This window comes from Alloalcanivorax xenomutans, assembly GCF_032810065.1.
Taxonomy (GTDB): Bacteria; Pseudomonadota; Gammaproteobacteria; order Pseudomonadales; family Alcanivoracaceae; genus Alloalcanivorax; species Alloalcanivorax xenomutans.
On the sequence record NZ_CP136538.1, the window covers coordinates 3,765,837 to 3,790,147 of the forward strand.

The 24,311-nt window shown below is 60.2% G+C and carries 29 protein-coding genes; 4 read left to right on the top strand and 25 right to left on the bottom strand.

Features of this window, described 5'->3' with window-relative positions:
* Positions 1-15: 15 nt before the first annotated feature.
* The 5 genes from gspD to RYH70_RS17375 form a co-directional block, all read right to left on the bottom strand.
* Positions 16-2,115, bottom strand: a complete 2,100-nt coding sequence (gene gspD / locus RYH70_RS17355) for a type II secretion system secretin GspD (RefSeq protein ID WP_231504733.1) — start codon at positions 2,113-2,115, stop codon at positions 16-18.
* Between the two features lie 100 nt (positions 2,116-2,215).
* The gene (locus RYH70_RS17360; RefSeq protein WP_022995822.1) at positions 2,216-3,082 is read right to left on the bottom strand and encodes a type II secretion system protein N; all 867 of its coding nucleotides are present in this window, start codon (positions 3,080-3,082) and stop codon (positions 2,216-2,218) included.
* Positions 3,083-3,291: 209 nt separating this feature from the next.
* Positions 3,292-4,011 (bottom strand): type II secretion system protein N, encoded by a 720-nt coding sequence (gene gspN, locus RYH70_RS17365; RefSeq protein WP_080531531.1) that lies wholly within the window; start codon positions 4,009-4,011, stop codon positions 3,292-3,294.
* A gap of 635 nt (positions 4,012-4,646) precedes the next feature.
* On the bottom strand, positions 4,647-5,165 hold the full coding sequence (gene ssb / locus RYH70_RS17370) for a single-stranded DNA-binding protein (RefSeq protein WP_022995824.1): 519 nt from the start codon (positions 5,163-5,165) through the stop codon (positions 4,647-4,649).
* A 67-nt stretch (positions 5,166-5,232) separates the two neighbouring features.
* Positions 5,233-6,600: an MFS transporter gene (locus RYH70_RS17375; protein WP_022995825.1), complete on the bottom strand. Its 1,368-nt coding sequence runs from the start codon at positions 6,598-6,600 to the stop codon at positions 5,233-5,235.
* 231 nt (positions 6,601-6,831) lie between these two features.
* Between RYH70_RS17375 and RYH70_RS17380 the strand changes: the two genes are divergently transcribed.
* Together RYH70_RS17380 and uvrA are read left to right on the top strand one after the other, a co-directional pair.
* On the top strand, positions 6,832-7,479 hold the full coding sequence (locus RYH70_RS17380) for a LuxR C-terminal-related transcriptional regulator (protein WP_014996079.1): 648 nt from the start codon (positions 6,832-6,834) through the stop codon (positions 7,477-7,479).
* 132 nt (positions 7,480-7,611) lie between these two features.
* Positions 7,612-10,437 (top strand): excinuclease ABC subunit UvrA, encoded by a 2,826-nt coding sequence (uvrA, locus tag RYH70_RS17385; RefSeq protein WP_317009459.1) that lies wholly within the window; start codon positions 7,612-7,614, stop codon positions 10,435-10,437.
* 409 nt (positions 10,438-10,846) lie between these two features.
* On the opposite strand, the gene RYH70_RS17390 is transcribed toward uvrA, so the two are convergent.
* Positions 10,847-11,197 carry a hypothetical protein gene (locus RYH70_RS17390; protein WP_026949542.1) on the bottom strand — a complete coding sequence of 117 codons (351 nt, stop codon included), beginning with the start codon at positions 11,195-11,197 and terminating at the stop codon, positions 10,847-10,849.
* Between the two features lie 224 nt (positions 11,198-11,421).
* On the opposite strand from RYH70_RS17390, the gene RYH70_RS17395 reads away from it, so the two are divergent.
* On the top strand, positions 11,422-12,723 hold the full coding sequence (locus RYH70_RS17395; protein ID WP_022995828.1) for a glycerophosphodiester phosphodiesterase family protein: 1,302 nt from the start codon (positions 11,422-11,424) through the stop codon (positions 12,721-12,723).
* A gap of 67 nt (positions 12,724-12,790) precedes the next feature.
* On the opposite strand, the gene RYH70_RS17400 is transcribed toward RYH70_RS17395, so the two are convergent.
* The 3 genes from RYH70_RS17400 to dauA all read right to left on the bottom strand — a co-directional run bounded on the left by RYH70_RS17400 (position 12,791) and on the right by dauA (position 15,698).
* Entirely contained in the window at positions 12,791-13,261 is a 471-nt protein-coding gene (locus RYH70_RS17400) for a GyrI-like domain-containing protein (protein ID WP_022995829.1), read from the bottom strand.
* A 67-nt stretch (positions 13,262-13,328) separates the two neighbouring features.
* Positions 13,329-13,865 (bottom strand): ferritin-like domain-containing protein, encoded by a 537-nt coding sequence (locus RYH70_RS17405; protein ID WP_022995830.1) that lies wholly within the window; start codon positions 13,863-13,865, stop codon positions 13,329-13,331.
* A gap of 117 nt (positions 13,866-13,982) precedes the next feature.
* Positions 13,983-15,698, bottom strand: coding sequence for a C4-dicarboxylic acid transporter DauA (dauA, locus tag RYH70_RS17410; protein WP_080531536.1), 1,716 nt, complete (start codon positions 15,696-15,698; stop codon positions 13,983-13,985).
* 80 nt (positions 15,699-15,778) lie between these two features.
* Here dauA and RYH70_RS17415 point away from each other — a divergent pair, with 80 nt between their 5' ends.
* On the top strand, positions 15,779-15,982 hold the full coding sequence (locus RYH70_RS17415; RefSeq protein ID WP_080531537.1) for a CopG family transcriptional regulator: 204 nt from the start codon (positions 15,779-15,781) through the stop codon (positions 15,980-15,982).
* A gap of 84 nt (positions 15,983-16,066) precedes the next feature.
* Here the strand turns inward: RYH70_RS17415 and rplQ are convergent, their stop codons facing one another.
* The 16 genes from rplQ to rplX all read right to left on the bottom strand — a co-directional run bounded on the left by rplQ (position 16,067) and on the right by rplX (position 24,305).
* Positions 16,067-16,453 carry a 50S ribosomal protein L17 gene (rplQ, locus tag RYH70_RS17420; protein WP_014996087.1) on the bottom strand — a complete coding sequence of 129 codons (387 nt, stop codon included), beginning with the start codon at positions 16,451-16,453 and terminating at the stop codon, positions 16,067-16,069.
* 50 nt (positions 16,454-16,503) lie between these two features.
* The gene (locus RYH70_RS17425) at positions 16,504-17,511 is read right to left on the bottom strand and encodes a DNA-directed RNA polymerase subunit alpha (protein WP_022995833.1); all 1,008 of its coding nucleotides are present in this window, start codon (positions 17,509-17,511) and stop codon (positions 16,504-16,506) included.
* 20 nt (positions 17,512-17,531) lie between these two features.
* Positions 17,532-18,158 (bottom strand): 30S ribosomal protein S4, encoded by a 627-nt coding sequence (gene rpsD / locus RYH70_RS17430; protein ID WP_022995834.1) that lies wholly within the window; start codon positions 18,156-18,158, stop codon positions 17,532-17,534.
* Between the two features lie 16 nt (positions 18,159-18,174).
* Positions 18,175-18,573, bottom strand: a complete 399-nt coding sequence (gene rpsK / locus RYH70_RS17435) for a 30S ribosomal protein S11 (protein ID WP_014996090.1) — start codon at positions 18,571-18,573, stop codon at positions 18,175-18,177.
* 22 nt (positions 18,574-18,595) lie between these two features.
* On the bottom strand, positions 18,596-18,952 hold the full coding sequence (gene rpsM, locus RYH70_RS17440) for a 30S ribosomal protein S13 (RefSeq protein ID WP_022995835.1): 357 nt from the start codon (positions 18,950-18,952) through the stop codon (positions 18,596-18,598).
* A gap of 114 nt (positions 18,953-19,066) precedes the next feature.
* Entirely contained in the window at positions 19,067-19,183 is a 117-nt protein-coding gene (gene rpmJ, locus RYH70_RS17445) for a 50S ribosomal protein L36 (RefSeq protein ID WP_008928865.1), read from the bottom strand.
* Positions 19,184-19,219: 36 nt separating this feature from the next.
* Positions 19,220-20,602: a preprotein translocase subunit SecY gene (secY, locus tag RYH70_RS17450; RefSeq protein WP_014996092.1), complete on the bottom strand. Its 1,383-nt coding sequence runs from the start codon at positions 20,600-20,602 to the stop codon at positions 19,220-19,222.
* A gap of 13 nt (positions 20,603-20,615) precedes the next feature.
* Complete coding sequence (gene rplO, locus RYH70_RS17455; protein WP_022995836.1) at positions 20,616-21,050, bottom strand: 50S ribosomal protein L15; 435 nt, start codon at positions 21,048-21,050, stop codon at positions 20,616-20,618.
* A 3-nt stretch (positions 21,051-21,053) separates the two neighbouring features.
* Complete coding sequence (rpmD, locus tag RYH70_RS17460; RefSeq protein ID WP_014996094.1) at positions 21,054-21,236, bottom strand: 50S ribosomal protein L30; 183 nt, start codon at positions 21,234-21,236, stop codon at positions 21,054-21,056.
* Positions 21,237-21,259: 23 nt separating this feature from the next.
* The gene (rpsE, locus tag RYH70_RS17465) at positions 21,260-21,757 is read right to left on the bottom strand and encodes a 30S ribosomal protein S5 (RefSeq protein ID WP_014996095.1); all 498 of its coding nucleotides are present in this window, start codon (positions 21,755-21,757) and stop codon (positions 21,260-21,262) included.
* Positions 21,758-21,769: 12 nt separating this feature from the next.
* Positions 21,770-22,120: a 50S ribosomal protein L18 gene (gene rplR, locus RYH70_RS17470; protein WP_014996096.1), complete on the bottom strand. Its 351-nt coding sequence runs from the start codon at positions 22,118-22,120 to the stop codon at positions 21,770-21,772.
* A gap of 17 nt (positions 22,121-22,137) precedes the next feature.
* Positions 22,138-22,671 carry a 50S ribosomal protein L6 gene (rplF, locus tag RYH70_RS17475; protein WP_022995837.1) on the bottom strand — a complete coding sequence of 178 codons (534 nt, stop codon included), beginning with the start codon at positions 22,669-22,671 and terminating at the stop codon, positions 22,138-22,140.
* Positions 22,672-22,701: 30 nt separating this feature from the next.
* Positions 22,702-23,094 (bottom strand): 30S ribosomal protein S8, encoded by a 393-nt coding sequence (gene rpsH, locus RYH70_RS17480; protein ID WP_022995838.1) that lies wholly within the window; start codon positions 23,092-23,094, stop codon positions 22,702-22,704.
* A gap of 26 nt (positions 23,095-23,120) precedes the next feature.
* On the bottom strand, positions 23,121-23,426 hold the full coding sequence (rpsN, locus tag RYH70_RS17485) for a 30S ribosomal protein S14 (protein ID WP_026949539.1): 306 nt from the start codon (positions 23,424-23,426) through the stop codon (positions 23,121-23,123).
* Positions 23,427-23,437: 11 nt separating this feature from the next.
* Positions 23,438-23,977, bottom strand: coding sequence for a 50S ribosomal protein L5 (gene rplE / locus RYH70_RS17490; protein WP_022995840.1), 540 nt, complete (start codon positions 23,975-23,977; stop codon positions 23,438-23,440).
* A gap of 13 nt (positions 23,978-23,990) precedes the next feature.
* The gene (gene rplX / locus RYH70_RS17495) at positions 23,991-24,305 is read right to left on the bottom strand and encodes a 50S ribosomal protein L24 (protein WP_022995841.1); all 315 of its coding nucleotides are present in this window, start codon (positions 24,303-24,305) and stop codon (positions 23,991-23,993) included.
* Positions 24,306-24,311: the final 6 nt, after the last annotated feature.

Sequence of the window (24,311 nt, forward strand, 5' to 3'; positions counted from 1 at the left end):
GCTTCCGAAGGAGTCTTACTGTTCGTCGCCGGACTGGTTCTTCTGCGCCGCCGAGCCCTGTTCAGCGTTGATCACCGGTCCGGAGGCCGGCGGCACCACACTCTCATCGGCGCTGCGCTGTTGCTCACGCTCATAGGCCCGGCGATAGTCGTCGGAAGTGCTGGTACGGCCATTGAACAGCCGGTCAACCCGGGTGGGCAGCGGGTTCTTCACTTCCTGCACCAACTCTCCATTCTCATCGACGCTGAACTGCATGGCGGTGATCCCCATGTACTTGTCGCGCGTCATATCCACCAGACGTTCATTGCTTTCCAGGATGGTCGGTTTGATAAAGACCATCAGATTGCGTTTCACATGGGTCTCGCTGGTGGAGCGGAACAGCACACCCAGGAGCGGAATATCCCCCAGTAACGGCACCTTGCGCACCGTCTTCTGCACGTCATCGCTGATCAAACCGCCCAGGGCAATGGTCTGGCCATCATCCGCCAGCACCGTGGTGGTCAACTGGCGCTTGGTGGTGATGATATCGGAGGCGGAGGAATCATCCTTCACCGCGGAAGTTTCCTGATCCAGCTCCAGCCGGATGGTATCCATACCCGCCAGATGCGGGGTTACTTTCAGGGTCAGCCCCACGTCTTCCCGCTGGATGGTGGTGAACGGGTTGGCGGTGGTGGAACTGGAGGAAGTGGACTGCCCGGTAATGAACGGCACGTTCTCGCCCACGATGATGGAGGCTTCCTGATTATCCAGTGTCAGGATACTGGGCGTGGACAACAGGTTGGTATTGGTGGTGCTGGCCAGGGCCTGAACCAGTGCGCCCCAACGCAGGTTGCCATCCGCATCGGTTTCGCCGAAACCGGCGGCGATACCGTCGCCCAGCGTCAGGTTGGTGGGATCGTCGGTAAGCATGGCCTGAATCAGCCCTTGCACACTGAGCCCCTGACCGGAGAAATTGACACCGCCATAGCCACCGCTGCTGCTACCGGCCAGATATTGAAAGCCCAGACTGTCGGCCTTATCACCGGTGACCTCGACAATCGCCGCCTCAATCAGGATCTGGGTGCGGCGCACGTCCAGCTGACTGATCACCGATTGCAGTTCGTTCATCATTTCCGGTTCGGCGCGAATCACCAGAGCGTTGAGTGACGCATCTGCCTGGATCGACACTTTATTGTCGCCGGTGCCGGCCACGGCGGCGCCGCTGGCACCGCCCGCGGCGCCGGAACCTTCCCCGCCCTTGCGCACCGCTGCCGCCCCCTGGGCGAAGTTCATCAGCAGTTCGGCCATATCCTCGGCATCACCGTGGCTCAAGCGAATCACCTGAACCCGGCTGGAAGCGGAAGACGGCGTATCCAACCGTGAGATCAATGGCAGCAAACGCGCCCGGGTGGCCCGATCGCCTTTCAGGATCAGGCGGTTGGTGCGCTCATCGGCCACCACCGTGGCGGACTCCGCCCTCGGCGCGCGGCGATTGCCTCCGGCCGCCTGCGTGCTGCTGACCAATTGATCGAGTAACGACACCATGTTGCCGGCGAAAGCATGCCGCAGTTGCACAATTTCCACCTCCTCGCTTTCAGTATTGTCGAGGTGGTGAATGATGGCGCGCATGCGCTGAATGTTGTCCGCGTGGTCACTGATAATCAGGGCGTTGGCGGAGCCCACCGCCGCCAGGTGGCCGTACTGGGGCACCAGGGGACGCAGTACCGGCACCAACTCCTCCACCGGAGAGTTCTGTACCGCGATCACCTGGGTCACCAGTTCCTCACCGCCGGCTTCGTTGGCCTCGGTCATCGGCAAGTTGCTTTGCTTGGCGGTGGTGTTAGTGACGATCTTGACCACATCGCCGGAAGGCACCGCAGCGTAACCGTGCACCTGCAACACCGACAGGAACAGCTCATAGACCTCGGCGGACGTCAGCGGCTGATTGGATATCACCGTCACATCCCGGGCCCGGACCCGCGGGTCGACCACGAAATTCTTGCCGGTCATCTCCGCCACCTGGCTGATAAACGCCTGTATATCCGCATTGCGAATATTGACGGTCCATGTCTTGCCATCGGCATTCTGCACCACCTGGTCCTGGCCGGCGCGCTGCGCGTGGGCCGACGGGCTCACGGACACAACAAGGACAGCCAGGATGCTGCCTAGGGCCGGTGCCAGGAGCCTCTTGGCAGAAACTCCGCGGTGCTGTTTCAGGGGCTCCATAAAGGTCTCGCTACGGTGGATAACTCACGGTGAATTCCTGATCGCCACGCTGTACCACGATGGTGGCGCTCTGGGACTCCTGGAACGACTGCAACGCCGCCAGGTCATTTTCCTCGGTGCCCAGGGGATACCCGTTCACCGACAAAATCACGTCGCCCTGATTCAGGCCGACCTGCTCGATCAGTTGTTTTGGCGCGGAAGAGCCCAGCGAGTACCCCTGGCTCTCACCACTGGTGACGGCCTTGAGACCGAGCTGGCGAATCAGGGTGGTGCGCTGCTGGCCAAGGTCTGCCTCAGCGGGCGGCGCCGGCTCCTGGGGCCGCCTTGGCGGAGGGGGAGGCGGAGGCCGCGACGATACCGAAACCCCGCCGAGCGCGGCCAGCTCGCTCAAACGCAGGGTTTCCAACTGCCCCACGCGTTTAAGGATGATACGGTCGGCGTAAATTTCCTCGACGGTGGCATTGCCCGGCAGGGCATCACCGATACGGTACAGCTCCGCGTCGCCGCCGCTTTCAGCAACGATGGCGGAAGACTGGGTGCGGTCCAGACTGCGGAAGACACCGAGCAGTTGCAGTTTAAGACGGGTATCCGGAGCATCGACAGGCTTGTCGCTGGCTTCCTCTTGCGCCTGGTACACCCCGAACAGGTTCCAGGACTCCATTTCCGACGGGGAGATACCACGGCGCTCCCCGCCCTGCCCGGAGGCGGAAACGGTACGCAGCCCCGATTCCGGCACCGGGTCATTGGGACCATAACTCAGCAGCCAGACGGTCTGCGCGATCAAGTAGGCGAGCCCCACCAGCAACAGCAACATCACCGCCAAACGGAGCGGAGGCAGCCATTGCTGTGTGTTTCCCCTTTGGGCCCACTGAATCATAAAAGCGTCACTTCCCGTTATCGTTATACCAACCGCCACCGATACGCGCCGTTTCCATACTGGAACCGGTGCTCCTGGGCTGGCTGGATGTCCTTGTTCACCCGGGCCGGGCCCATCAACACACGTTCACGGGTGCCGACATCGACCGACTCTACAGCGGACACATTACCGTAATATAAAAAATGCGGTTTTTTTTCCAGCGCTATATTTCAGCGTCCCGGCGGGAACGGCTGACTCATCTGGAACACCACATCGGAGGGATCCCCCCCCTGGCTGACCCCGAGCAATTGGGGCCACGCCCTGAATACTTGTACGTTCAGTTTTTGTTCCGCCACCCGCGCGGCGAACACTTGCTTCTGTTCGGGGTCCGTCACCACCAGCGACGGACCGGTCTCCACCATACTCAGACGTCCCTGAAGTGGCGGTACCGGCGCGGACTCACCACGTCCCCAGCCAACCGTGCCCCCACTGTAATCAAGGGTACCTTTGGCATCGACCACGGCATCATCGGCGAGTTCCAGGGCAATCAGTGTCATCCTCACCGTGCCATCGGCCTGACCCTGGGGAATATAGCGGCTCACCATGGCCACCGGCACATTGGCGCGCCACTGCTCCAGGCGCCAGTCGCCCCAGGCAGCGCCCAACCAGCCTTGCACATCCAAATCGTTGGATACCATGGCCAGATCAAGCCCCGGCGTCAATCCGTGCCAATTGACCTCCCAGCGCACCCGCCCCTGTTGATCGCGCCAACTGACCGCCGCGGAGCCGCTCCACCAGCGGCCCCGGGCATCGGCCAGGGTCAGCGGAGCCCCGCCCGGGCGCAGTTGCGGAATACGTTCCACCAGCACCGCCGCGGGCATCAACACAATGAGAAACAGGATCAGGCTGACAACAAACACCGCCCCCAAGGCGAAACCACGACGCATCATTTCGATCCAACATCCGACATCCTGCCAGGCACACGATGGTGCTGACACAGACGTTTATTTTTCATGGCATCCATGGTCATGAATCCACTACCCCAATGAACTTGCCTGGCCGAATCCCGACGGACCGGCTGGTACGACCGCGCCACTAACGAAGCCGAAACGCTAACTGTACCTCAATCCGGAGCCTGCTAGCACCTGATCAAATACGGCCAGTGCCGCGCGGTAGGCAAGACGGCGCGATTTCACAAGAAGGGGCGCCAGGGTGGGCCATCACAATGACACGCTCATGACGGCCCAACCCGGGGCGAATACTTATGACCCAACCGTGGCAGGCGGTGCCGAAACAAGAGAGAAGGAGGCCTGCATAGCGCAGCGGAAAAAGATCGTTGCCCCGGGAGCGGGGGCAACGAGAATATGCCAATTGTCTGGATTGATGCTTGATGCCGCCCGACCACATCGACGGCGGGCAACATGCCGCCAACAGGTGAACCGCATTAACAAGACGAGCCGTGACCGCCATGACCGTCGTTTTGTCATGGAATATTCACGGAACCGGGGATTTCAGGAAATGGAAACGTCGGCAAGCGCCGGGGGACGCCCAGGGACCAAAGGCCCCTGGGCGGGTGGCGGGACAATCAGAACGGGATATCGTCGTCGAAATCGTCTGCCGGGCCGCCGAAACCACCACCTTGGCCGCCACTGCTCTGGCCACCGCCCTGGTTGTAGTCATCGCCGCCCTGATCGTAACTTCCTTGCTGCTGACGGGGCGCCCCGCCGCCCTGGCGGTCCCCGCCACCGAAGCCGCCACCGCCGTCACCACGGCCGTCCAACATTTGCATTTCGTTGGCGACAATCTCGGTGGTGTAGCGGTCCTGGCCATCCTGCCCCTGCCATTTACGGGTACGGATCGAACCTTCGATGTAGACCTTGCTGCCCTTCTTCAGGTATTCACCGGCGATCTCGCCGAGCTTGTTGAAGAACACCACCCGGTGCCATTCGGTACGTTCCTGCATTTGACCGGTCTGCCGGTCCTTCCAGGTTTCCGAGGTGGCCAGGCGGACATTGGTCACCGCCCCGCCACTGGGCATGAAGCGGGTTTCCGGATCGGCACCCAGGTTGCCGATCAATATCACTTTGTTCACCCCTCTCGCCATGGCCTTGCACTCCCTCAAATTCGACGGGCCGCCCTGCGGCGGCATAACTGGATAAACGGGTATTCTGTCAGTTTTGCCCTTCGGCGGCGAGGGCCTGGAGCGCGCGCTCGTCAAGCAGTTGGTTATCCACCTTCAGCAGGGCCAGATGCTTGTCGGCGACCACTACCGCCTCCAGCACGCCGGGCACGGCACGCAGCCGCTCCACCGTATGGCGCGGGTCGTCGGCGGGGCTCAGTTGAATGACCCGGTTATCGAGCTTTGGCAGTTCCTTCATGCCGGCCAGACGCCATAGCCAGAACAGCGCCATGGCGGCGCACCCATAGAAAACCGCCTCGGCGCCCACCCACTGAAACAGGGCACCGCCCAGCTGCCCGCCGATGAACACTCCCAGGAACTGGCTGGTGGAGTACACGCCCATGGCGGTGCCACGGGTGCCGGCCGGCGCGGCTCGGCCAACCATGGAGGGCAGCAGGGCCTCCAGCAGGTTGAAGGCCATGAAATAGACAAACAAGGCCAGCACGAAGTGCCACAGGGTCTCGCCCGCCACCGCCAGCAGCACCTCGGCGACGATCAGCAGAGCCACCGCCGCTCTTTTGATCGGCACCGCGCCACGGCGCTCCGCGGCGATGATCAACGGAATCATGGCCAGGAAACCCGCCACCAGAACCACCAGGTACAGCAGACTATGCTGATCCAGGCTCAAGCCGAGCCGGGTTTGCAATAATTTGGGCAGCACCACGAAGGACGCGGTCATGGTCAGGTGCAACACCAGAATGCCCAGATCCAGACGGCGCAGATCCGCGCTGCCCAGCACCCGCCGGAACCGCTGCGATGGCGGCAGTGCCTCATCGAGCATGACCTTGGGCGCCGGTACGCGCAGCGCTACCAGCAACGCCACGGCACCGAGCGCCACGGTCAGCCAGAACAGGCCGCTGAGCCCCAGCCAGTGAGCCAGCAGCGGCCCCAGAATCAGTGCCAGGATGAAGGAACCGCCCACCGACATTCCGATCAAGGCCATGGCCTTGGTGCGGTTACGCTCGCTCACTACATCGCCAATCAGCGCCATAATGACACTGGCAATGGCGCCGGATCCCTGCAAGGCACGCCCCAGGATGACGCCATATATGGTGTCACTGAGCGCCGCCACCACCCCACCGGCCATGAACAGGGCCAGGCCGATCAACAGCATCGGACGGCGCCCGAAACGGTCGGAGAGCATGCCAAAAGGGATCTGCAGACACGCCTGCATCAGCCCGTAGGCACCGATGGCGGTACCAATCAGCAGTGGTGTGGCGCCCTCGAGCTGTCCGCCGAATACGGCAAAGATCGGCAGGATCATGAACAACCCGAACATGCGCAGGGCAAAAATCGCGGCCAGAGAACTGCTGGTACTGATTTCCGTGCGCCGCAGGGCGGCGGTGGACTCGTCCGTCATGATGATTGGCAACCGGTGCGGCTGGTTAGGGGGCGGCAAGTGTATCAGATTCCCCCGGCACCGGGCGGGGACAAAACGCCTCGGCGGCTCTCTGGTCAAGCTCGAACCTGTAAAACCTTGTCACTTAAGGCAATAGCAAATTGAACCGCCCCGCCAGGGGTGATAGATTTTTGCACAATACGGTATTTTTCGTAGCCACTCCGATAGCCTCAGCGCATCACGGAAGACTCCATGGATAAAATCCCCGCTCAGAAGGTGTACGTGGTTGGTAACCAGCACCTGCAAAACGCCCTGCTTACCGAGTTTCTCGCTAAGGAGTCCATTCCCGCCACCGCCGTGAAAACGGTCGACATGGTAGCCGAAGACGATCTCGCAGGAGCGGAGCAGAACCTGTTCCTGGTGGATTACCACTCGGTGGACGTCAACGACGTCATCAATCACCTCCTGGCCGTGGATCAGCGCCTGGATTGCGACGTGCTCACCGGCGTCTTCAATGTGGACGACGATGCTTCCCTGTCGCGCCTGGCCGGACTGCCGATGGTCAACGGCGGTTTCCTGCACGACTGCCCCCAGGGCCTGCTGACCAAGGGCATCAAGGCGATCTTCGAAGGCGAACTGTGGTTCCCGCGCAAGGTGCTGCAGCAATACCTGGTGAAGAGCCGCGCTTTCAACAAGACCTTCTCACGCAGCGAGGTGAACCTGACCGATCGCGAAGTGGAAGTGCTCAAGGTGATGGCCACCGGCGCCAAGAACTCTGAAATCGCCACGGCTCTGAACCTCAGCCCGCACACCATCAAGACCCACATCTACAATATCTTCAAGAAGATCAACGCCTCCAACCGCCTGCAGGCCGTGAACTGGGCCCAGGAAAACCTGTAACCCGCACCGGCTGACACGCATCGGCGTGTCGGCCCTTCCGATGGCATTGCCGTCCGGCCGTTGATTTCTTTTCTCCTTCATAACATTTCCCCTATACTCCACTGTTCATTTTGACAGTAGGTGGCAGTACCCATGGATACCATTCTGGTGCGCGGTGCCCGTACCCATAACCTGAAAAACGTGGATCTGGACATTCCACGGGACAAGCTGGTGGTGATCACCGGCTTATCCGGTTCCGGTAAATCATCGCTGGCGTTCGACACGCTCTACGCGGAAGGGCAGCGCCGCTACGTGGAGTCACTGTCCACCTACGCCCGGCAGTTCCTGTCGATGATGGAAAAGCCCGATGTCGACCACATCGAAGGGCTGAGTCCGGCGATCTCCATCGAGCAGAAGTCCACCAGCCATAACCCGCGCTCCACCGTGGGCACCATTACCGAGATCTACGACTATCTTCGCCTGCTGTTCGCCCGGGTGGGCGAGCCACGCTGTCCCGAGCACGATACGCCGCTGGCGGCCCAGACCATCAGTCAGATGGTGGATCAGGTGATCGCCATGGAAGACGGCGCCCGGCTGATGCTGCTGGCACCGGTGGTACGAGAGAAGAAAGGCGAGCATCTCCATCTGTTCGATGAGTTGCGTGCCCAGGGCTTCGTGCGGGCGCGGGTGAACGGCCGTATCCACGATATGGACGACACCCCCACCCTGGACAAAAACAAGAAGCACACCATCGAAGTGGTGGTGGATCGCTTCAAGGTGCGCCCGGATCTGCAGAACCGGCTGGCCGAATCGTTCGAGACCGCCCTGCACCTGGCGGATGACATCGCGGTGATCGCCCCCATGGACGGCAAGGGCGAGGAAATCACCTTCTCGGCCAAGTTCGCCTGCCCACACTGCGGCTATTCCATCCCGGAGCTGGAGCCGCGTCTGTTCTCGTTCAACAACCCGGCCGGCGCCTGCCCGAGCTGCGACGGTCTTGGCGTCAAACAATTCTTCGACGAGGACAAGGTCATCACCAGTGATGAACTGTCCCTGGCCGAGGGCGCGATTCGCGGCTGGGATCGCCGCAACGTTTATTACTTCCAGATGCTCACCTCTCTGGCGGACAGCCTTGGCTTCGATATGGACGTGCCGTTCAAGAAGCTGAGCAAAGCCGTTCGCAAGAAGATCCTCTACGGTACCGGCAAGGAAAACGTGGAATTCCGCTATCTCAACGACCGCGGAGACATCATCAGCCGCAACCATCCGTTCGAGGGCATCATCCCCAACATGGAGCGCCGCTACCGGGAAACCGAATCGGAGGCGGTACGAGAGGACCTGGCCACTTACCTGTCCACCTCCACCTGTCCGAGCTGTCACGGTTCCCGGCTTCGGGAAGCCGCCCGGCATGTGTTCATCGACGAGATCACGCTGCCCCAGGTGGTACGCATGGCGGTAGGCAAGGCGTTCGACTATTTCGATCAGTTGAAACTGGCCGGCAGCCGGGGCGAAATCGCCGAGAAGATTCTCAAGGAAATCCGCGATCGTCTGCAGTTCCTGGTCAATGTCGGCCTGGACTATCTGACCCTGGAGCGCAGCGCCGAGACCTTGTCTGGTGGTGAAGCTCAGCGCATCCGCCTGGCCAGCCAGATCGGCGCCGGCCTGGTGGGGGTGATGTATGTGCTCGACGAACCCTCCATCGGCCTGCACCAACGCGACAACGAGCGCCTGCTCAGCACCCTGACCCGGCTGCGTGATCTCGGCAACACCGTGCTGGTGGTGGAGCATGACGAGGACGCCATCCGCATGGCGGACCATGTGATCGACATTGGCCCCGGCGCCGGCGTGCACGGTGGGCAGGTTGTGGCTCAGGGCAAGCCGGAAGACGTGGCCGGCAATCCAAAGTCCCTAACGGGCGATTATCTGTCCGGCCGCCGCGCCATTGCCGTGCCGAAAAAGCGGGTCGCCGCCAACGATCGCTGGCTGGAACTCACCGGCGCCAGCGGCAATAACCTCAAAGACGCTCATCTCAAACTGCCGGTGGGCCTGTTCACCTGCATTACCGGCGTCTCGGGTTCCGGCAAGTCCACCTTGATCAACCACACCCTGTACCCGGTGGCCGCCACCCGCCTGAACAAAGCCACCACCCTGCGCGCGTCTCCGTACCGGGAGATCAAGGGTCTGGACCACTTCGACAAGGTAGTGGATATCGATCAGAGCCCCATCGGCCGCACTCCACGTTCCAACCCGGCCACTTACACCGGCATTTTCACGCCGGTGCGGGAGTTGTTCGCCGGCACCCAGGAAGCCCGATCGCGGGGCTACAAGCCCGGCCGCTTCAGCTTCAACGTCAAGGGCGGCCGCTGCGAGGCCTGTCAGGGCGATGGTGTGATCAAGGTGGAAATGCACTTTCTGCCCGACATCTATGTTCCCTGCGAGGTGTGCGAAGGCAAACGCTACAATCGGGAAACCCTGGAAATCACCTACAAGGGCAAGAACATCTACGAAGTGCTGGAAATGACCGTGGAGGAAGGCCGCGAGTTTTTTGACGCCGTGCCGGCCCTGCAACGGCGTCTGCAGACACTGCTGGACGTGGGTCTGAGTTACATCAAACTGGGCCAGGCCGCCACCACCCTGTCCGGCGGTGAGGCGCAGCGGGTGAAACTGGCGCGGGAACTGTCCCGTCGCGATACGGGCAACACCCTCTACATTCTCGACGAACCCACCACCGGGCTGCACTTCCAGGATATCCAGCTACTGCTGGACGTACTCACCCGGCTGCGCGACCACGGCAACAGCATCGTCGTGATTGAGCACAATCTGGACGTGATCAAAACCGCCGACTGGATCGTCGATCTCGGCCCGGAGGGCGGTGATGGCGGCGGCGAGATCATTGCCGAGGGCACTCCGGAACAGGTGGTCAAGGTCAAAGCCAGCCACACCGGGCGCTTTCTGAAACCTCTACTGGGAAAAAAATAAAGTTCATCGCGGATTGGCGGGAAATCGACTCTTTGTGATGGGAAGCCTTGGTGCTTCGTAGGCGGGTCTTGCGGGTATCCCGGGTGTCCATGACCCGCCGTGAATACATCCCTGTAGACTTGCGTTCGGCGTCCTGCCTCACACAGTCATGGACACCCGGGATACCCGCAAGACCCTCGGTCACAGCCAACCGAAGGGTTCCGTGTTCTTTCCACCCAACCTTGATTCGAAGTTGAGCGCTTCAGAACTCGCGGAGTGTCGCCGGTCAGGGCGTTCCAGGACCGTGTTTGGCCAGGGATGGCCAAACCCGAGCGTACGGGGACGTATTCACAGCGTGTCCTGGAACCCCCTGACCGGTGACGCTCCCCTCCAGAAAGGCAAAACCCCGGATTGAAAGGAAGCCCTTCCCCTAATCCTCCACTGGGCGCCCGCGGTACATTCGTTTGCTTTTCTTCACCGGCTTGGGCGCCATGGCCAGGGAAGGTTTCTCCTCTGAACGGACCGCTTGGCCACGGTACATCTGACGAGGCGCCTCGGGCTCGGCCTGAAGCTCCGGCGCCAGGCTATCGATTTCGTTCAGCAATGCGCGGATCCGCGTGTCCTGGCTGACCCGCGCATAGTGTCTGAGCTGTTGGCGCAGGTCGGCATCAGACAATCGCAGCGCTACCGCGAATTCCTCGCGAATCAGGCGCCGGCATTGATTTACCAGACTGACCACCTGTCGGTGCATCAACCAGTGATCGCTCAACCCCGTTCTCATGCCTCCCCCCTTTTTCTTTCCTGAATAAAGAAGCAGCATCCATGCCAAACGCGCACCATAACGGAACATCCTTCCACGAAAGGCCCCCTGCCTCCTTGGAGGATCGTGACGCAGTCCACACTTCAGGCAACCGGTCCGAGCGGGGAGACGACGCTAACCGGATCGTCATAGAACACTTCTAGGTTGGGAAGTCCCCCCAATAACTCAAGAAGGGAGTTCCCACCATGCGTTCGACCCTGACTCGTTCCATGCTTGCCCTGTCCCTGCTCGGTCTGGCCACCGCCGCCTGCGCCAACAACGGCAAAGGCAACGGTTATGGCCACGGTGCCGATCACGGCCCCGACCGCCACCGCCCTGCCCATGTCGCCGGCGCGGTGGAACTGGGGCCGCGCCCCTACTATCTGGTGGACGACATGGATCCAGGCCCATTGAAGCAGCGCCTGCAATCCTGTGCCGAGCGGAAACGCCCGCAACGGCGCACGGACTGGTCCATCGGCCACCGGGGTGCCCCATTACAATTCCCGGAACATACCGAGGAATCCTATCGGGCCGCGGCTCGCATGGGCGCCGGTATTCTGGAATGCGATGTCGCTTTCACCCGGGATAAGGAACTGGTGTGCCGCCATTCCCAATGCGACCTACACACCACCACCAACATCCTGGCCACCGATCTGGCCGGCAAATGCAGCAGCCCGCCGGTGCCGCTGGGCAACGGCGAGTACGACTTCAGTAACGTAAGCTGCTGTACCAGTGATCTGACCCTGGAAGAATTCAAGAGCCTTGAAGGCAAGATGGACGCCGGCAATCCCGATGCCACCACGGTGGAGGAATACATGGCGGCCACACCGGACTGGCGCACCGATCTCTACAGCCAGAACGGCACCTTGATGAGCCACAAGGAAAGCATTGCACTGTTCCGGGAACTGGGCGTGAAGATGACACCGGAATTAAAGGCTCCCAGCGTCCCCATGCCCTACGACGGGGACTACACCCAGGAGCAGTATGCTCAGCAATTGATCAACGAATACAAGGAAGCCGGGGTCTCACCACGTCAGGTGTTCCCTCAATCCTTCAATCTGGACGATGTGCTCTACTGGATCAGCGCTGAGCCGGCCTATGGCCGCCAGGCGGTTTACCTGGACGATCGTGACGGCAGCGGGCTGGACCCGCAAAACCCCGGCACCTGGGAACCAGACATGGCCACCCTGGCCGGACAAGGCGTGAATTATCTGGCGCCGCCGCTGTGGATGCTGGTCACCACCGATGACAACAACCAGATCGTCCCCAGCGAGTACGCCCGCGCCGCCCGCGCCGCCGGCTTGCGGTTGATTGCCTGGTCACTGGAGCGCTCCGGCCCATTGGCTTCGGGAGGCGGCTGGTATTACCAGAGCGTCAATGAGGCCATAAACAATGACGGCGACACCCTGACACTACTGGACGTGCTGGCCCGGGACGTAGGGGTTACCGCGGTATTCTCCGACTGGCCCGCAACCACCACCTTCTACGCCAACTGCATGGGCTTATAACACCATGACGGAGCCGGGCGTCAGCCCGGCTCTGGCCCCTCGGACAACTCTGGCAGGCTGATGACGGCTAACGGATACCGACGTACAGGGTGACCTTGTCGGTGCTCTCGTAAACCTCATAATCCGTTTCGAAGACTCTCCGCGGCGCCTCCGCCGACTCGAAATAGGCCCATACCCGCGCCCAGGTTTCCGGGACGATCTTGTCCAGTTGCCCCTGCCCTTCAAAAGCCAGATAGTCGCCGGCATTGAGTACCGCCGTGACGTAGTCTTCCGGCACCTTGGCCTCATCGGTGACTTCGACACCGGCCAGCACGCTGTATTCGCCTTCCGCGCCATTACTGTACTCGGTGTAAACGCCATACACCGGGGATCCCGCCGCCTTATCCGGAATCACCTCATTCAGTTTTTCGCTTTCAAAGCTTTGCCACAGGCGGGGAATGCGGGCGTCATCCGACCGCATTTCAAGTTCATTGCTGGTACGTATCTGAATGCCGGCGACAATTCGGCCGGGTTGTTTCACCACACGGGGCTCGGTCATAGATATCTCCATTACGACGTCGGCGTAAGCGGCGCCGGCTCTCCGGCCAGCGCCCCGTGGAAAGAAATCACAGCGCTTCCAGAATCGCCGCCATATCGTCGGCGTGCTCTTCCTCCTGGGCCAGGATCTCTTCCATGATACGGCGGGTAGTGGGGTCTTTGTCGCCCAGATAGGAGGCGATCTCACGATAGCTGTCAATGGCGATCCGCTCGGCGATCAGGTCCTCGCGCACCATATCCTTGAGAGTCTCCCCTTCCACGTATTCCGCGTGGGACCGGCTTTGCAAGCCTTCGGGGGAGAAATTCGGCGCGCCTCCCAACTGTACGATACGCTCGGCCAGCCAGTCGGCGTGCTGTTGTTCCTGCTGGGCATGCTCTAGAAATTCTTCGGCGGCGATACTGGCGTTCAGCCCATCCGCCATATAGTAGTGCCGCTTGTAACGCAGCGTGCAGACGATTTCCGTGGCCAGAGCCGCGTTCAACAGCTCGATCACCTGAGTGCGGTCAGCGTTGTACCCCTCGGTCACGGCCCCTTGTTCGATGTGCTTACGGGCTCGTTCACGCAATGTTTTGATATCGGTCAGAAACGGTTGCTTATCGCTCATGATACCTCCCTGCGGATTCAGACATGGAACCTGGGTCTGACTAGTGATGCTCCCCGCCGCCGGGGAACACAAGAGGGACAAACGCAAAATTGCGTAAAGTCGGAAGCCGCCAATCACTCAGGTCAGCGTCTTCAGGGCCTCATCAAGGCTCGGAGAGAACCTCAGCTGTTCGGCCTGCGGCGCCATACCAGCGCGGGCCAGAGTCTTGAGAGGCTGGAAGCCCAGATCCGCCACCACTACCCGACAACCACGGGCGGCGCAGCGGTCGACGAAGCCCTGCAGAGCGGAAACACCGCCACCATCGAGCACCGATACGCCATCCATATACAGCACCACACCAGACCGGCCGGCAGCCAGCTCGTCGGCTTCAGCGAAGACCCTGTCGGCGGCGGCGAAGAACAGCGGTCCCACGATTTTGAGCACGCCCCACTGTCCCGGAATCGGATAGTCGCGCAACCGTGGCGAATGGGTGATGTCGGAGATCCGCGTCATGGCGGCGATTTCACGCATGAACAACAAAGCGGCCAGCAACACCCCCACGGTGATGGCCACCACCATATCGAGAAATACCGTAAGGGAGAAACAGGTCAGAAAGACCAGCACCTCGCCCAGGGGAGCACGACGGAGCAGGCGCACCGCCTTGTGCGCCTCGCTCATGTTCCAGGCCACCATCATCAGCAACGCCGCCATTGCCGGCATCGGCAAATAGGCCAGCCAGGGCCCTAATGCCACCATGCCCAGCAGTACCACCAGGGCATGGATCATGGAGGCCACCGGCGACCTAGCTCCCGCTTTGAAATTGGCGGCGGACCGGGCAATTGCCGCGGTAGCGGTGATACCGCCAAAAAACGGCGCCACCAGATTACCAATGCCCTGCCCCAATAATTCACTATTGGCGCTATGGCGTTTACCCGACATACCGTCCAGAACCACCGCGCACAACAACGATTCAATAGCCCCCAGCATGGCAATGGCAAACGCTGCCGGCACCAATTCCCGCAGAGACGCCCACGACCAGAGATGGCTGTCACCACCGCCAGCGCCGTGATTCCAGGGCCAATCGAAGGCCGGTAATACCGGTGGAATTCCGTACCCCCGGGAGCCATCCGGCAGCAGAAAAGTGAAACGGGAACCCAGGGTCTCCACCGGCAATTGATAGCGGCTGAGCCCCCAGGCCAGCAGCGAGCCGATCAAGACCGCGGGTAAATGGGCGGGCAGCGGCGTTCTGAGACGCGGCCAGAGGATAAGAGTGGCCAGCGTTACCACCGCCACCAGCAGACTGGGGCCATGTAGCCCCGGCAGGTACTGAATCAGCGCCGCCCACTTTTGCAGATAACCTTCGGGGGCCGGTCCGCTATTGAGTCCGAGGAAGTCACTGAGCTGGAGGGTCGCGATCACCACCGCGATTCCCGCGGTGAAACCCAGCGTTACCGCCTGGGGGATGTACTCGATCAACCGCCCCAGCCGACACAGCGCCATCAGGAGTAACATGGCGCCAGCCAACACCGATGCCATCAGTAATCCAGGCAAGCCGTGACTCTGCGCCACCGGATAGAGGATCACCACGAAGGCGGCGGTCGGCCCCGAGACACTGAAGCGCGAGCCCCCGGTCAAGGCAATCAGAAAGCCGGCGATAATGGCGGTGTACAGCCCATGCTGGGGAGGTACCCCGCTGGCAATGGCCAGCGCCATGGATAAGGGAATGGCGATGACACCAACCGTGAGCCCAGCGACCAGGTCCTTTCTCAGCGCGCCCGCGCCATAGCCCTCCGCCACGCACTCCCGCAGCGCATAACCTATTTTCAACGAGAACAGATAGCGACGGTGCGACATAAAGGCCCGATCCCATTGAAGAGAAATGAGATGAGCATTATATTCCTATTCAACATTCACTCAATGTTAATCAAATTAACATGGAAAAACGCACTGCCCGCCTCACCCTTCTTATTGATCCTCGCAAAAAGCGCGCGTTCGAACAGCTCTGCGCCCGCGAGGACGTAACGCCATCCCAGAAAGTCCGGCAATTCATTCGGGAGTATGTCCAGGCACAAATGGGCCCGGATTGGCTGGAACAGGCGGACGCCTTTCCAGAGCAAGAAGAGGACGATCACAAGTGATCGTGAAGGGTCGCCGCCAGGAATGACGGATACAAAAAAGCCGGGCTGTACCCGGCTTTTTCGTTGATGCGGAAGGCTACGCCTTTATTCAGCGTCGGCGGCTTCACCCGGCTCGGGACGATCCACCAGTTCCACATAAGCCATCGGGGCGTTGTCGCCGGCACGGAAGCCCATTTTCAGGATCCGTACATAGCCGCCCGGACGCGCTTTGTAGCGCGGGCCCAGTTCATTGAACAGCTTACCCACCACTTCCTTGGACCGGGTCCGGCTGAACGCCAGGCGACGGTTGGCCACGGAATCTTCCTTGGCCAGGGTGATCAGGGGCTCAGCAACACGACGCAACTCCTTTGCCTTCGGCAAGGTGGTCTTGATCGCTTCGTGTTCCAACAGCGACACCGCCATGTTACGGAACATGGCCTGACGATGTGAGCTGTTCCGATTCAGTTTTCTGCCGCTCTTGCGATGACGCATGGTTCTATTCCTATCTTCAAGGGCGCTTCACAGCGTCCACGACAACTCAATTAGCGCAATTTGGTGTTCAGTCGGTCATCATCACGGAGGCTGACCGGCGGCCAGTTCTCCAGACGCATGCCCAGCGCCAACCCTTTGGAAGCCAGCACATCCTTGATCTCGGTGAGCGACTTCTTGCCGAGGTTCGGCGTTTTCAACAACTCCACCTCGGTCCGCTGTACCAGATCGCCGATGTAGTAAATATTCTCGGCTTTCAGACAGTTGGCGGAACGTACCGTCAGTTCAAGATCATCCACCGGGCGCAGCAGGATGGGATCAACCTCCTCCCGTTCCTGTTTCGGCTCGGGCTTGGCATCCTGCTCCAGATCGACAAATACCGCGATCTGTTGCTGCAGGATGGTGGCCGCGCGACGAATGGCTTCCTCGGGATCAATGGTCCCGTTGGTTTCCAGGTCGATAACCAGCTTATCCAGGTCGGTCCGCTGCTCCACCCGGGCAGCTTCCACCACATAGGCCACACGGCGCACGGGGCTGAAGCTGGCGTCCAGTTGCAGACGGCCGATGCCACGGGTCTCGTCGTCATCGCTGCGACGGTTGTCCGCGGGCACATAACCGCGACCTTTTTCCACCTTCATGCGGACACGCAATTCGGTGTCGCCGGTGATGGTACAGATCAGGTGCTCCGGGTTGACGACCTCCACGCTGTGATCACGCTGGATGTCATCTGCGGTCACGTCACCCGGGCCTTTCTTGACCAGTTCCAGGACCGCTTCTTCCCGGTCTTCCATCTTCAAAGCCACACCCTTGAGGTTCAGAAGGATGTTGATCACATCTTCCTGAATACCGTCAATGGTGGAGTATTCGTGCTGTACGCCATCGATCTCCACTTCAGTGATGGCGCATCCCGGCATGCTGGACAACAGGATGCGGCGCAGCGCCGTGCCCAGCGTATGCCCAAAACCCCGCTCCAGCGGCTCAAGCACAACCTTGGCGTGGGTCTCGCTGATCGCGTTGACCGCGATCGAGCGGGGCGTGAGAAATTCGTTCACGGCGGTCATAGAGATCCCTCAGGCAGTCCTTACTTGGAGTACAGCTCGACGATCAGGTTTTCATTGATCTCCGCGGGGAGATCGATGCGCTCCGGCAGCGCCTTGAAAGTACCTTCGAGCTTCTTCTCGTCCACTTCCAACCAGGTCGGGAAGCCACGTTGCTGAGCCAGCTCCATGGCGTTTTTCACACGCAGCTGGTTCTTGGACTTCTCACGCACGGTGATCACGTCACCGGCGCTGATCTGGTAGGACGGAATGTTAACGGACTGACCGTTAACCAGGATCGCACGGTGAGATACCAGCTGACGCGCTTCAGAGCGGGTAGCGCCGAAGCCCATGCGGTAAACCACGTTGTCCAAACGACCTTCCAGCAGTTGCAGCAGTACTTCGCCGGTGGCGCCACGGGAGCGGGCCGCCTTCTTGTAGTAGCTACGGAACTGCTTTTCCAGCACGCCGTACATACGACGCACTTTCTGCTTCTCGCGCAGCTGCACGCCGTAGTCGGACAGGCGGCTGGGGCGACGGCCAGCGGCGGCCTGGCCCGGGGGCTGCTCCGCCTTGCACTTGGATTCCAGCGGACGGATGCCGCTCTTCAAAAACAGGTCAGTGCCTTCACGACGGGAAAGCTTGCACTTGGGACCGAGGTATCTTGCCATCTTGCTCTAACTCCCGTTACACGCGGCGCTTCTTCGGCGGACGGCAACCATTGTGCGGAATCGGCGTCACGTCCTGAATATGGGTAATCTTGTAACCACAGGCGTTCAGCGCCCGAATGGAAGACTCGCGACCCGGACCCGGGCCTTTCACCCGCACTTCCAGATTCTTCAAGCCATAATCCTTGGCGGCGTTTCCGGCGTTTTCGGCAGCCACCTGGGCCGCGAACGGGGTGCTCTTGCGAGAGCCACGGAAACCCGCGCCACCAGAGGTCGCCCAGGACAACGCGTTGCCTTGACGATCAGTGATGGTAATGATGGTGTTATTGAAAGAAGCGTGTACGTGAGCGATGCCATCCGCAACGGTCCGCGTTACCTTCTTCCGACGTGCGCCACTGTCTCTTTTCGCTTTAGCCATGATGCCTATCCAAATTCAGGACTTACTTGCGGATCGGTTTCCGCGGGCCCTTACGGGTGCGGGCGTTGGTTTTGGTGCGCTGACCGCGCAGCGGCAAGCCGCGACGATGACGGATGCCACGGTAGCAGCCCAGATCCATCAACCGCTTGATATTCATGTTGATTTCCCGACGCAGGTCGCCCTCCGTGGAAACCTTGGCAACCTCCGCACGGATCGCGTCCAGCTGATCGCCGGACAGATCACGAATCTTAACCTCCGGCGCAATGCCGGTCTGCTCGCAAATCTGGCGAGCACGGGTGCGGCCGATCCCGAAAATATAGGTGAGGGAAATCACCGTATGTTTGTTGTCCGGGATGTTTACGCCTGCAATACGGGCCATCCGAATATCTCCGATTCACAAAGCGGTATCGCCAGTCTCTGGCGCCGAAAGGCGGGAGAGTCTAGCGTTACACCGACTGAATTTCAACCAATCTCTAGGAAAGAAGCTCGCCAATTAACCCTGACGCTGCTTGTGCCGCGGCTCGGCACTGCAGATCACCATGACCCGGCCCTTGCGGCGGATCACTTTGCAGTTACGGCAGATCTTCTTTACAGAAGCCTGAACTTTCATCGCACTCGCCTCACTATCTCGGCCGCTAAGGCCCTGTTAACGCACCAGACCGGTGCCGCCATACCCTTTCAGGTTGGCTTTCTTCATCAGTTTTTCGTACTGAGTGGACATCAAATGGGAATTCACCTGGCCCCAGAAGTCCATCACTACGACTACCACGATCAGCAGCGAAGTACCGCCCAGATAGAAGGGTACATTCCAGATCGCCTGCAGGCCCAACGGCAACAGACAAACCAGCGTCATGTATACGGCACCGATCAGAGTCAGACGGCCCATCACGGTATCGATGTAACGCGCTGATTGCTCACCGGGGCGAATACCCGGGATATAAGCCCCGGATTTCTTCAGGTTGTCCGCCACGTCCTTCGGGTTGAATACCAACGCCGTATAGAAGTAGCAGAAGAACATGATCGCCAACGTAAACAACAGAATGTACAGCGGCGTACCCGGCAACAGCGCATCGCTCACCCGGCGCAGGGTCATCCCCCACCAGGAATCCGGGTTGGAATCACTGAACCATTGGGTCAGCGACGCCGGAAACAGCAGGATGGAACTGGCGAAAATCGCCGGAATCACACCCGCCATGTTCACTTTCAGCGGCAAATGGCTTTGCTGCGCGGCGTATACCCGGCGGCCTTGCTGGCGTCGGGCATAGTTCACGGTAATACGGCGTTGACCGCGCTCCACGAACACCACACCGAAAATCACCGCCACGGCCACCAGAAACACCATCAGCATAGCCAACAGCCCCAGCTCGCCCTGCCGGGCGGACTCGAAGGTCTGCGCCACCGCGCCGGGCAAACCGGCAACGATGGAGGCGAAAATCAGCATGGAAATGCCGTTCCCGATGCCCCGCTCGGTGATTTGTTCACCCAGCCACATCAGGAAAATCGTTCCCGTCACCAACGAGGTCACGGCCACGAAATAGAAGCTCGCCACCTGCATGCTGTCAGCGCCTTCCGGCAACAGGGTAATCCCCTGGCTCTTCAGGCCCGCGCATACCCCGAAAGACTGCACCAGCGCCAGGGCGACGGTCAGATAACGGGTATACTGAGTAATCTTGCGGCGTCCCTGCTCCCCTTCCTTGCGCAGCTGCTCAAGGCTGGGCACTACCGCGGTCATCAGCTGAATAACGATGCTCGCGGTAATGTACGGCATGATGCCAAGTGCAAAAATACTCATGCGCTCCAGAGAGCCACCGGAGAACATGTTGAACAAGCCAAGGATGGTATCCCGGTTCTGGTTGAACATCTGTTCCAACATGTCCGGGTTCATACCCGGTACCGGAATATGCGCCCCGATCCGGAACACCAACAGGGCCCCAAGCAGGAATCCGATACGACGCCACAACTCCCGAGTGGCACCACCGCTTGCTGCGACGGCACCACTGTTAAGCGTTTGTGCACGGTTCTTGGCCATAGCCCGGTTCCTGTTATTCCTCGACTTTACCGCCGGCTTTTTCCACCGCTTCGCGGGCGCCTTTGGTGATCGCCACGCCACGCACCGTCACGGCACGGTCAATACCGCCACGCAGCACGATTTTGGCGCGCTTCTTGTCAGAACGAACCACGCCAGCGGCTTTCAAAGCGGCCAGGTCGATCACGTCGCCTTCCACTTTCGCCAGCTCTTCCAGGCGTACTTCAGCGGTTGCCATTGCCAGCTTGGACGTGAAACCGAACTTCGGTACACGGCGCTGCAGCGGCATCTGTCCACCTTCAAACCCGGGCTTCACGGTGCCACCGGAACGGGATTTCTGACCTTTGTGGCCACGACCGCCCGTTTTACCGAGACCGGAGCCGATACCGCGGCCAACCCGTTTCTGGGCCGGACGGGAACCTTCAGCGGGATGCAGATCATTCAAACGCATCGCTTATTCTCCCTCTACCCGTACCATGTACGCGACTTTGTTAATCATGCCGCGTACCGCAGGGGTGTCTTCAACTTCAACGGTATGGCCAATACGGCGCAGACCGAGACCACGCACACAGGCCTTGTGCTTTTCCAGCCGGCCGTTGGTGCTTTTTACCTGCGTTACCTTGATCTTGTCAGCCATCGTTACGTTCCGTCTGTCTGCGCTTAGCTCAGGATCTCTTCGACCGTTTTACCGCGCTTGGCGGCAACGGATTCCGCGGAGGCCATCGCTTTCAAACCCTCGAACGTGGCGCGAACCACATTCACCGGGTTGGTGGAACCATAGCACTTGGCCAGTACGTTCTGTACACCGGCCACTTCCAGCACGGCGCGCATGGCACCACCGGCGATTACACCGGTACCGTCGCTGGCCGGTTGCATGAACACCTTGGAGGCGCCGTGCCGAGCCTTGATCGGATGCTGAATGGTGGTGCCATTGAGCTCCACCTGAATCATGTTGCGACGGGCAGCTTCCAGGGCCTTCTGGATGGCGGCGGGCACTTCGCGGGCCTTACCGCGACCGAAACCCACTTTGCCATTACCGTCACCCACCACGGTCAAAGCAGTGAAGCCGAAAATACGGCCGCCTTTCACCACCTTGGCAACCCGGTTCACCTGAACCAGCTTCTCCTGGAGACCTTCGTTGGGATCAACTTTCGCCATAACCAAGTACCCTTAGAATTTAAGCCCGTTTTCGCGTGCGGCATCCGCCAGCGCCTTGACCCGGCCGTGATAACGGAAACCAGAACGGTCAAAGGCCACGCTTTCGATACCCGCCTCTTTAGCGCGTTGAGCGATCAACTCACCAACTTTAGCGGCGGCTTCAGAATTACCCGTCGCGCCAGCACGCAGGTCTTTTTCCACCGTGCTCGCGGAGGCCAGCACGCGATCACCAGCAGTGCTGATGATTTGCGCGTAAATATGGCGCGGAGTGCGATGCACGGAAAGACGAAGCTCGCCCAGCTCACGAATCTTCAGGCGAGTACGCTTTGCCCTGCGCAGACGTGCAACTTTCTTGTCCATCATGGCTTCAGTCTCAACGATTATTTCTTCTTGGCTTCCTTACGGCGCACTTGCTCATCAGCATAGCGCACCCCTTTGCCCTTGTAGGGCTCGGGCGGGCGGAAGCCCCGAACATTGGCGGCCACCTGGCCCACCAGCTGCTTATCGATACCCTTGATGACGATTTCCGTCTGACTCGGGGTCTCAATGGTGATCCCTTCGGGCAGCTCATAGGCTACCGGATGAGAAAAGCCCAGCGTCAGATTCAGGGTCTTGCCCTGGGCCTGAGCACGGTAACCAACGCCGTTCAACAGCAGGCGGCGTTCGAAGCCCGCGGAGACACCGGTGACCATGTTATTGACCAGAGCACGCGTGGTACCGGCCACGGCCCAGGCCTGCTGAGACTCCTCACGGGGCTTGACGGAGAACACGCCGTCATCCACGGCCACTTCCACCAAATCGTGCACCTGGTGTTCCAGGCTGCCCTTGGACCCTTTCACGGTCACCTTCTGGCCGTCGATAGCTACCTCGACGCCTTTGGGCAGGTTAACCGGATTTTTCGCTACTCTAGACATCGCTGCACCTAATCCGTCTACACCAAAACCTTAGGACACTTCGCAGATCAGCTCGCCGCCGACATTCGCCTGGCGGGCGGCGCGATCGGAAATGATGCCCTGGTTGGTGGACACGATCATCACACCCAGGCCACCTTTCACCTTGGGAATCTCACCGGCGCCTTTGTATACACGCAGGCCCGGACGGCTCACCCGAGCGATCTTCTCGATCACCGGCTGGCCTTCAAAATAACGCAGTTGAACGGTCAGCGTCGGTTTGGCGTCGCCAGACACCGCGTAACCGTCGATGTAACCTTCTTCCTTCAGAACCTTGGCAATGGCTTCCTTGGCCTTTGAGGAGGGAATCTCCACCTCGACTTTACGAGCCATTTGCGCGTTGCGAATACGGGTAAACATATCCGCCAGGGTATCTTGCATGCTCATGCTGCAGTTGCTCCGCTACTCTTTGCTTACCAGCTGGATTTAACCAGCCCGGGAACGTCACCACGCATCGCTGCTTCACGCAGTTTAATGCGGCTCAGGCCGAATTTGCGGTAGTAACCATGCGGACGGCCGGTAAGGCGGCAGCGGTTACGCTGGCGAACCGGAGAAGAGTCCCGTGGCAGCTTCTGCAGCTCCAGCTGAGCCTCCCACTTCGCTTCGGGTTCCGCGTTGGGATCCTGGATAACCGCTTTCAGCGCGGCACGCTTGGTGGCGTAACGCTGAACCAACTTGGCGCGCTTCGCCTCCCGGTTTTTCATAGAGACCTTTGCCATGACAAATCCTCTTAGCCTTTCAGCGGGAAGTTGAAGGCGCGCAGCAGCGCCCGTGCTTCGTCATCGGTCTTGGCCGTGGTGGTGATGGTGATATCCAGACCACGCAGCTTGTCGACCTTGTCGAAATCGATTTCCGGGAACACGATTTGCTCCCGCAGACCCATGGAGTAGTTGCCACGGCCGTCAAAGGACTTCGGGTTCAGACCCCGGAAGTCACGGACACGCGGGATTGCCACGGATACCAGGCGTTCCAGGAACTCGTACATACGACGGTTACGCAGGGTCACCTTGCAGCCGATCGGCCAACCTTCACGGATCTTGAAGCCCGCCACGGACTTGCGTGCCTTGGTGACCAGCGGCTTCTGACCGGCGATGGCGGTCATATCCGACAGCGCACCTTCGATCGCCTTCCGGTCCGCGGCCGCTTCACCCACACCCATGTTCAGGGTGATCTTGGTGATGCGGGGCACCTCCATGACGTTCTTGTAACCGAACTCATCGCGGAGTTTCGGCACAATCTCTTCGTTGTAAACCTTCTTCAGATCACTCATGGTTCACCTAACCTCACGCGTCCAGCGCTTCGCCGTTGGACTTGAAGAACCGCACTTTTTTGCCGTCCTCGAAACGGACGCCGACACGATCGGCCTTCTGGGTCTTCGCATTCCAGATGGCCACATTGGAAGCGTGAATACCCGCCTCCTGCTGAACAATGCCACCTTGAATACCGCGGTTAGGGTTGGCGCGAACGTGTTTTTTCACCATGTTCACACCGGAGACAAGAAGGCGGCCGTTAGGGAGCACACGCTGTACCTGGCCCCGCTTACCTTTGTCCTTGCCCGCGATTACGATGACTTCGTCATTGCGCTTGATCTTGAGCATTGCCTT

What these genes read in the sequence shown, in the direction of transcription:
- RYH70_RS17360 (WP_022995822.1), bottom strand. Translation starts at nt 3,082, where the DNA reads ATGATTCAGTGGGCCCAAAGGGGAAACACACAGCAATGGCTGCCTCCG.
- gspN (WP_080531531.1), bottom strand. Translation starts at nt 4,011, where the DNA reads ATGATGCGTCGTGGTTTCGCCTTGGGGGCGGTGTTTGTTGTCAGCCTG.
- ssb (WP_022995824.1), bottom strand. Translation starts at nt 5,165, where the DNA reads ATGGCGAGAGGGGTGAACAAAGTGATATTGATCGGCAACCTGGGTGCC.
- RYH70_RS17375 (WP_022995825.1), bottom strand. Translation starts at nt 6,600, where the DNA reads ATGACGGACGAGTCCACCGCCGCCCTGCGGCGCACGGAAATCAGTACC.
- RYH70_RS17380 (WP_014996079.1), top strand. Translation starts at nt 6,832, where the DNA reads ATGGATAAAATCCCCGCTCAGAAGGTGTACGTGGTTGGTAACCAGCAC.
- uvrA (WP_317009459.1), top strand. Translation starts at nt 7,612, where the DNA reads ATGGATACCATTCTGGTGCGCGGTGCCCGTACCCATAACCTGAAAAAC.
- RYH70_RS17390 (WP_026949542.1), bottom strand. Translation starts at nt 11,197, where the DNA reads ATGAGAACGGGGTTGAGCGATCACTGGTTGATGCACCGACAGGTGGTC.
- RYH70_RS17395 (WP_022995828.1), top strand. Translation starts at nt 11,422, where the DNA reads ATGCGTTCGACCCTGACTCGTTCCATGCTTGCCCTGTCCCTGCTCGGT.
- RYH70_RS17400 (WP_022995829.1), bottom strand. Translation starts at nt 13,261, where the DNA reads ATGACCGAGCCCCGTGTGGTGAAACAACCCGGCCGAATTGTCGCCGGC.
- RYH70_RS17405 (WP_022995830.1), bottom strand. Translation starts at nt 13,865, where the DNA reads ATGAGCGATAAGCAACCGTTTCTGACCGATATCAAAACATTGCGTGAA.
- dauA (WP_080531536.1), bottom strand. Translation starts at nt 15,698, where the DNA reads ATGTCGCACCGTCGCTATCTGTTCTCGTTGAAAATAGGTTATGCGCTG.
- RYH70_RS17415 (WP_080531537.1), top strand. Translation starts at nt 15,779, where the DNA reads ATGGAAAAACGCACTGCCCGCCTCACCCTTCTTATTGATCCTCGCAAA.
- rplQ (WP_014996087.1), bottom strand. Translation starts at nt 16,453, where the DNA reads ATGCGTCATCGCAAGAGCGGCAGAAAACTGAATCGGAACAGCTCACAT.
- RYH70_RS17425 (WP_022995833.1), bottom strand. Translation starts at nt 17,511, where the DNA reads ATGACCGCCGTGAACGAATTTCTCACGCCCCGCTCGATCGCGGTCAAC.
- rpsD (WP_022995834.1), bottom strand. Translation starts at nt 18,158, where the DNA reads ATGGCAAGATACCTCGGTCCCAAGTGCAAGCTTTCCCGTCGTGAAGGC.
- rpsK (WP_014996090.1), bottom strand. Translation starts at nt 18,573, where the DNA reads ATGGCTAAAGCGAAAAGAGACAGTGGCGCACGTCGGAAGAAGGTAACG.
- rpsM (WP_022995835.1), bottom strand. Translation starts at nt 18,952, where the DNA reads ATGGCCCGTATTGCAGGCGTAAACATCCCGGACAACAAACATACGGTG.
- rpmJ (WP_008928865.1), bottom strand. Translation starts at nt 19,183, where the DNA reads ATGAAAGTTCAGGCTTCTGTAAAGAAGATCTGCCGTAACTGCAAAGTG.
- secY (WP_014996092.1), bottom strand. Translation starts at nt 20,602, where the DNA reads ATGGCCAAGAACCGTGCACAAACGCTTAACAGTGGTGCCGTCGCAGCA.
- rplO (WP_022995836.1), bottom strand. Translation starts at nt 21,050, where the DNA reads ATGCGTTTGAATGATCTGCATCCCGCTGAAGGTTCCCGTCCGGCCCAG.
- rpmD (WP_014996094.1), bottom strand. Translation starts at nt 21,236, where the DNA reads ATGGCTGACAAGATCAAGGTAACGCAGGTAAAAAGCACCAACGGCCGG.
- rpsE (WP_014996095.1), bottom strand. Translation starts at nt 21,757, where the DNA reads ATGGCGAAAGTTGATCCCAACGAAGGTCTCCAGGAGAAGCTGGTTCAG.
- rplR (WP_014996096.1), bottom strand. Translation starts at nt 22,120, where the DNA reads ATGATGGACAAGAAAGTTGCACGTCTGCGCAGGGCAAAGCGTACTCGC.
- rplF (WP_022995837.1), bottom strand. Translation starts at nt 22,671, where the DNA reads ATGTCTAGAGTAGCGAAAAATCCGGTTAACCTGCCCAAAGGCGTCGAG.
- rpsH (WP_022995838.1), bottom strand. Translation starts at nt 23,094, where the DNA reads ATGAGCATGCAAGATACCCTGGCGGATATGTTTACCCGTATTCGCAAC.
- rpsN (WP_026949539.1), bottom strand. Translation starts at nt 23,426, where the DNA reads ATGGCAAAGGTCTCTATGAAAAACCGGGAGGCGAAGCGCGCCAAGTTG.
- rplE (WP_022995840.1), bottom strand. Translation starts at nt 23,977, where the DNA reads ATGAGTGATCTGAAGAAGGTTTACAACGAAGAGATTGTGCCGAAACTC.
- rplX (WP_022995841.1), bottom strand. Translation starts at nt 24,305, where the DNA reads ATGCTCAAGATCAAGCGCAATGACGAAGTCATCGTAATCGCGGGCAAG.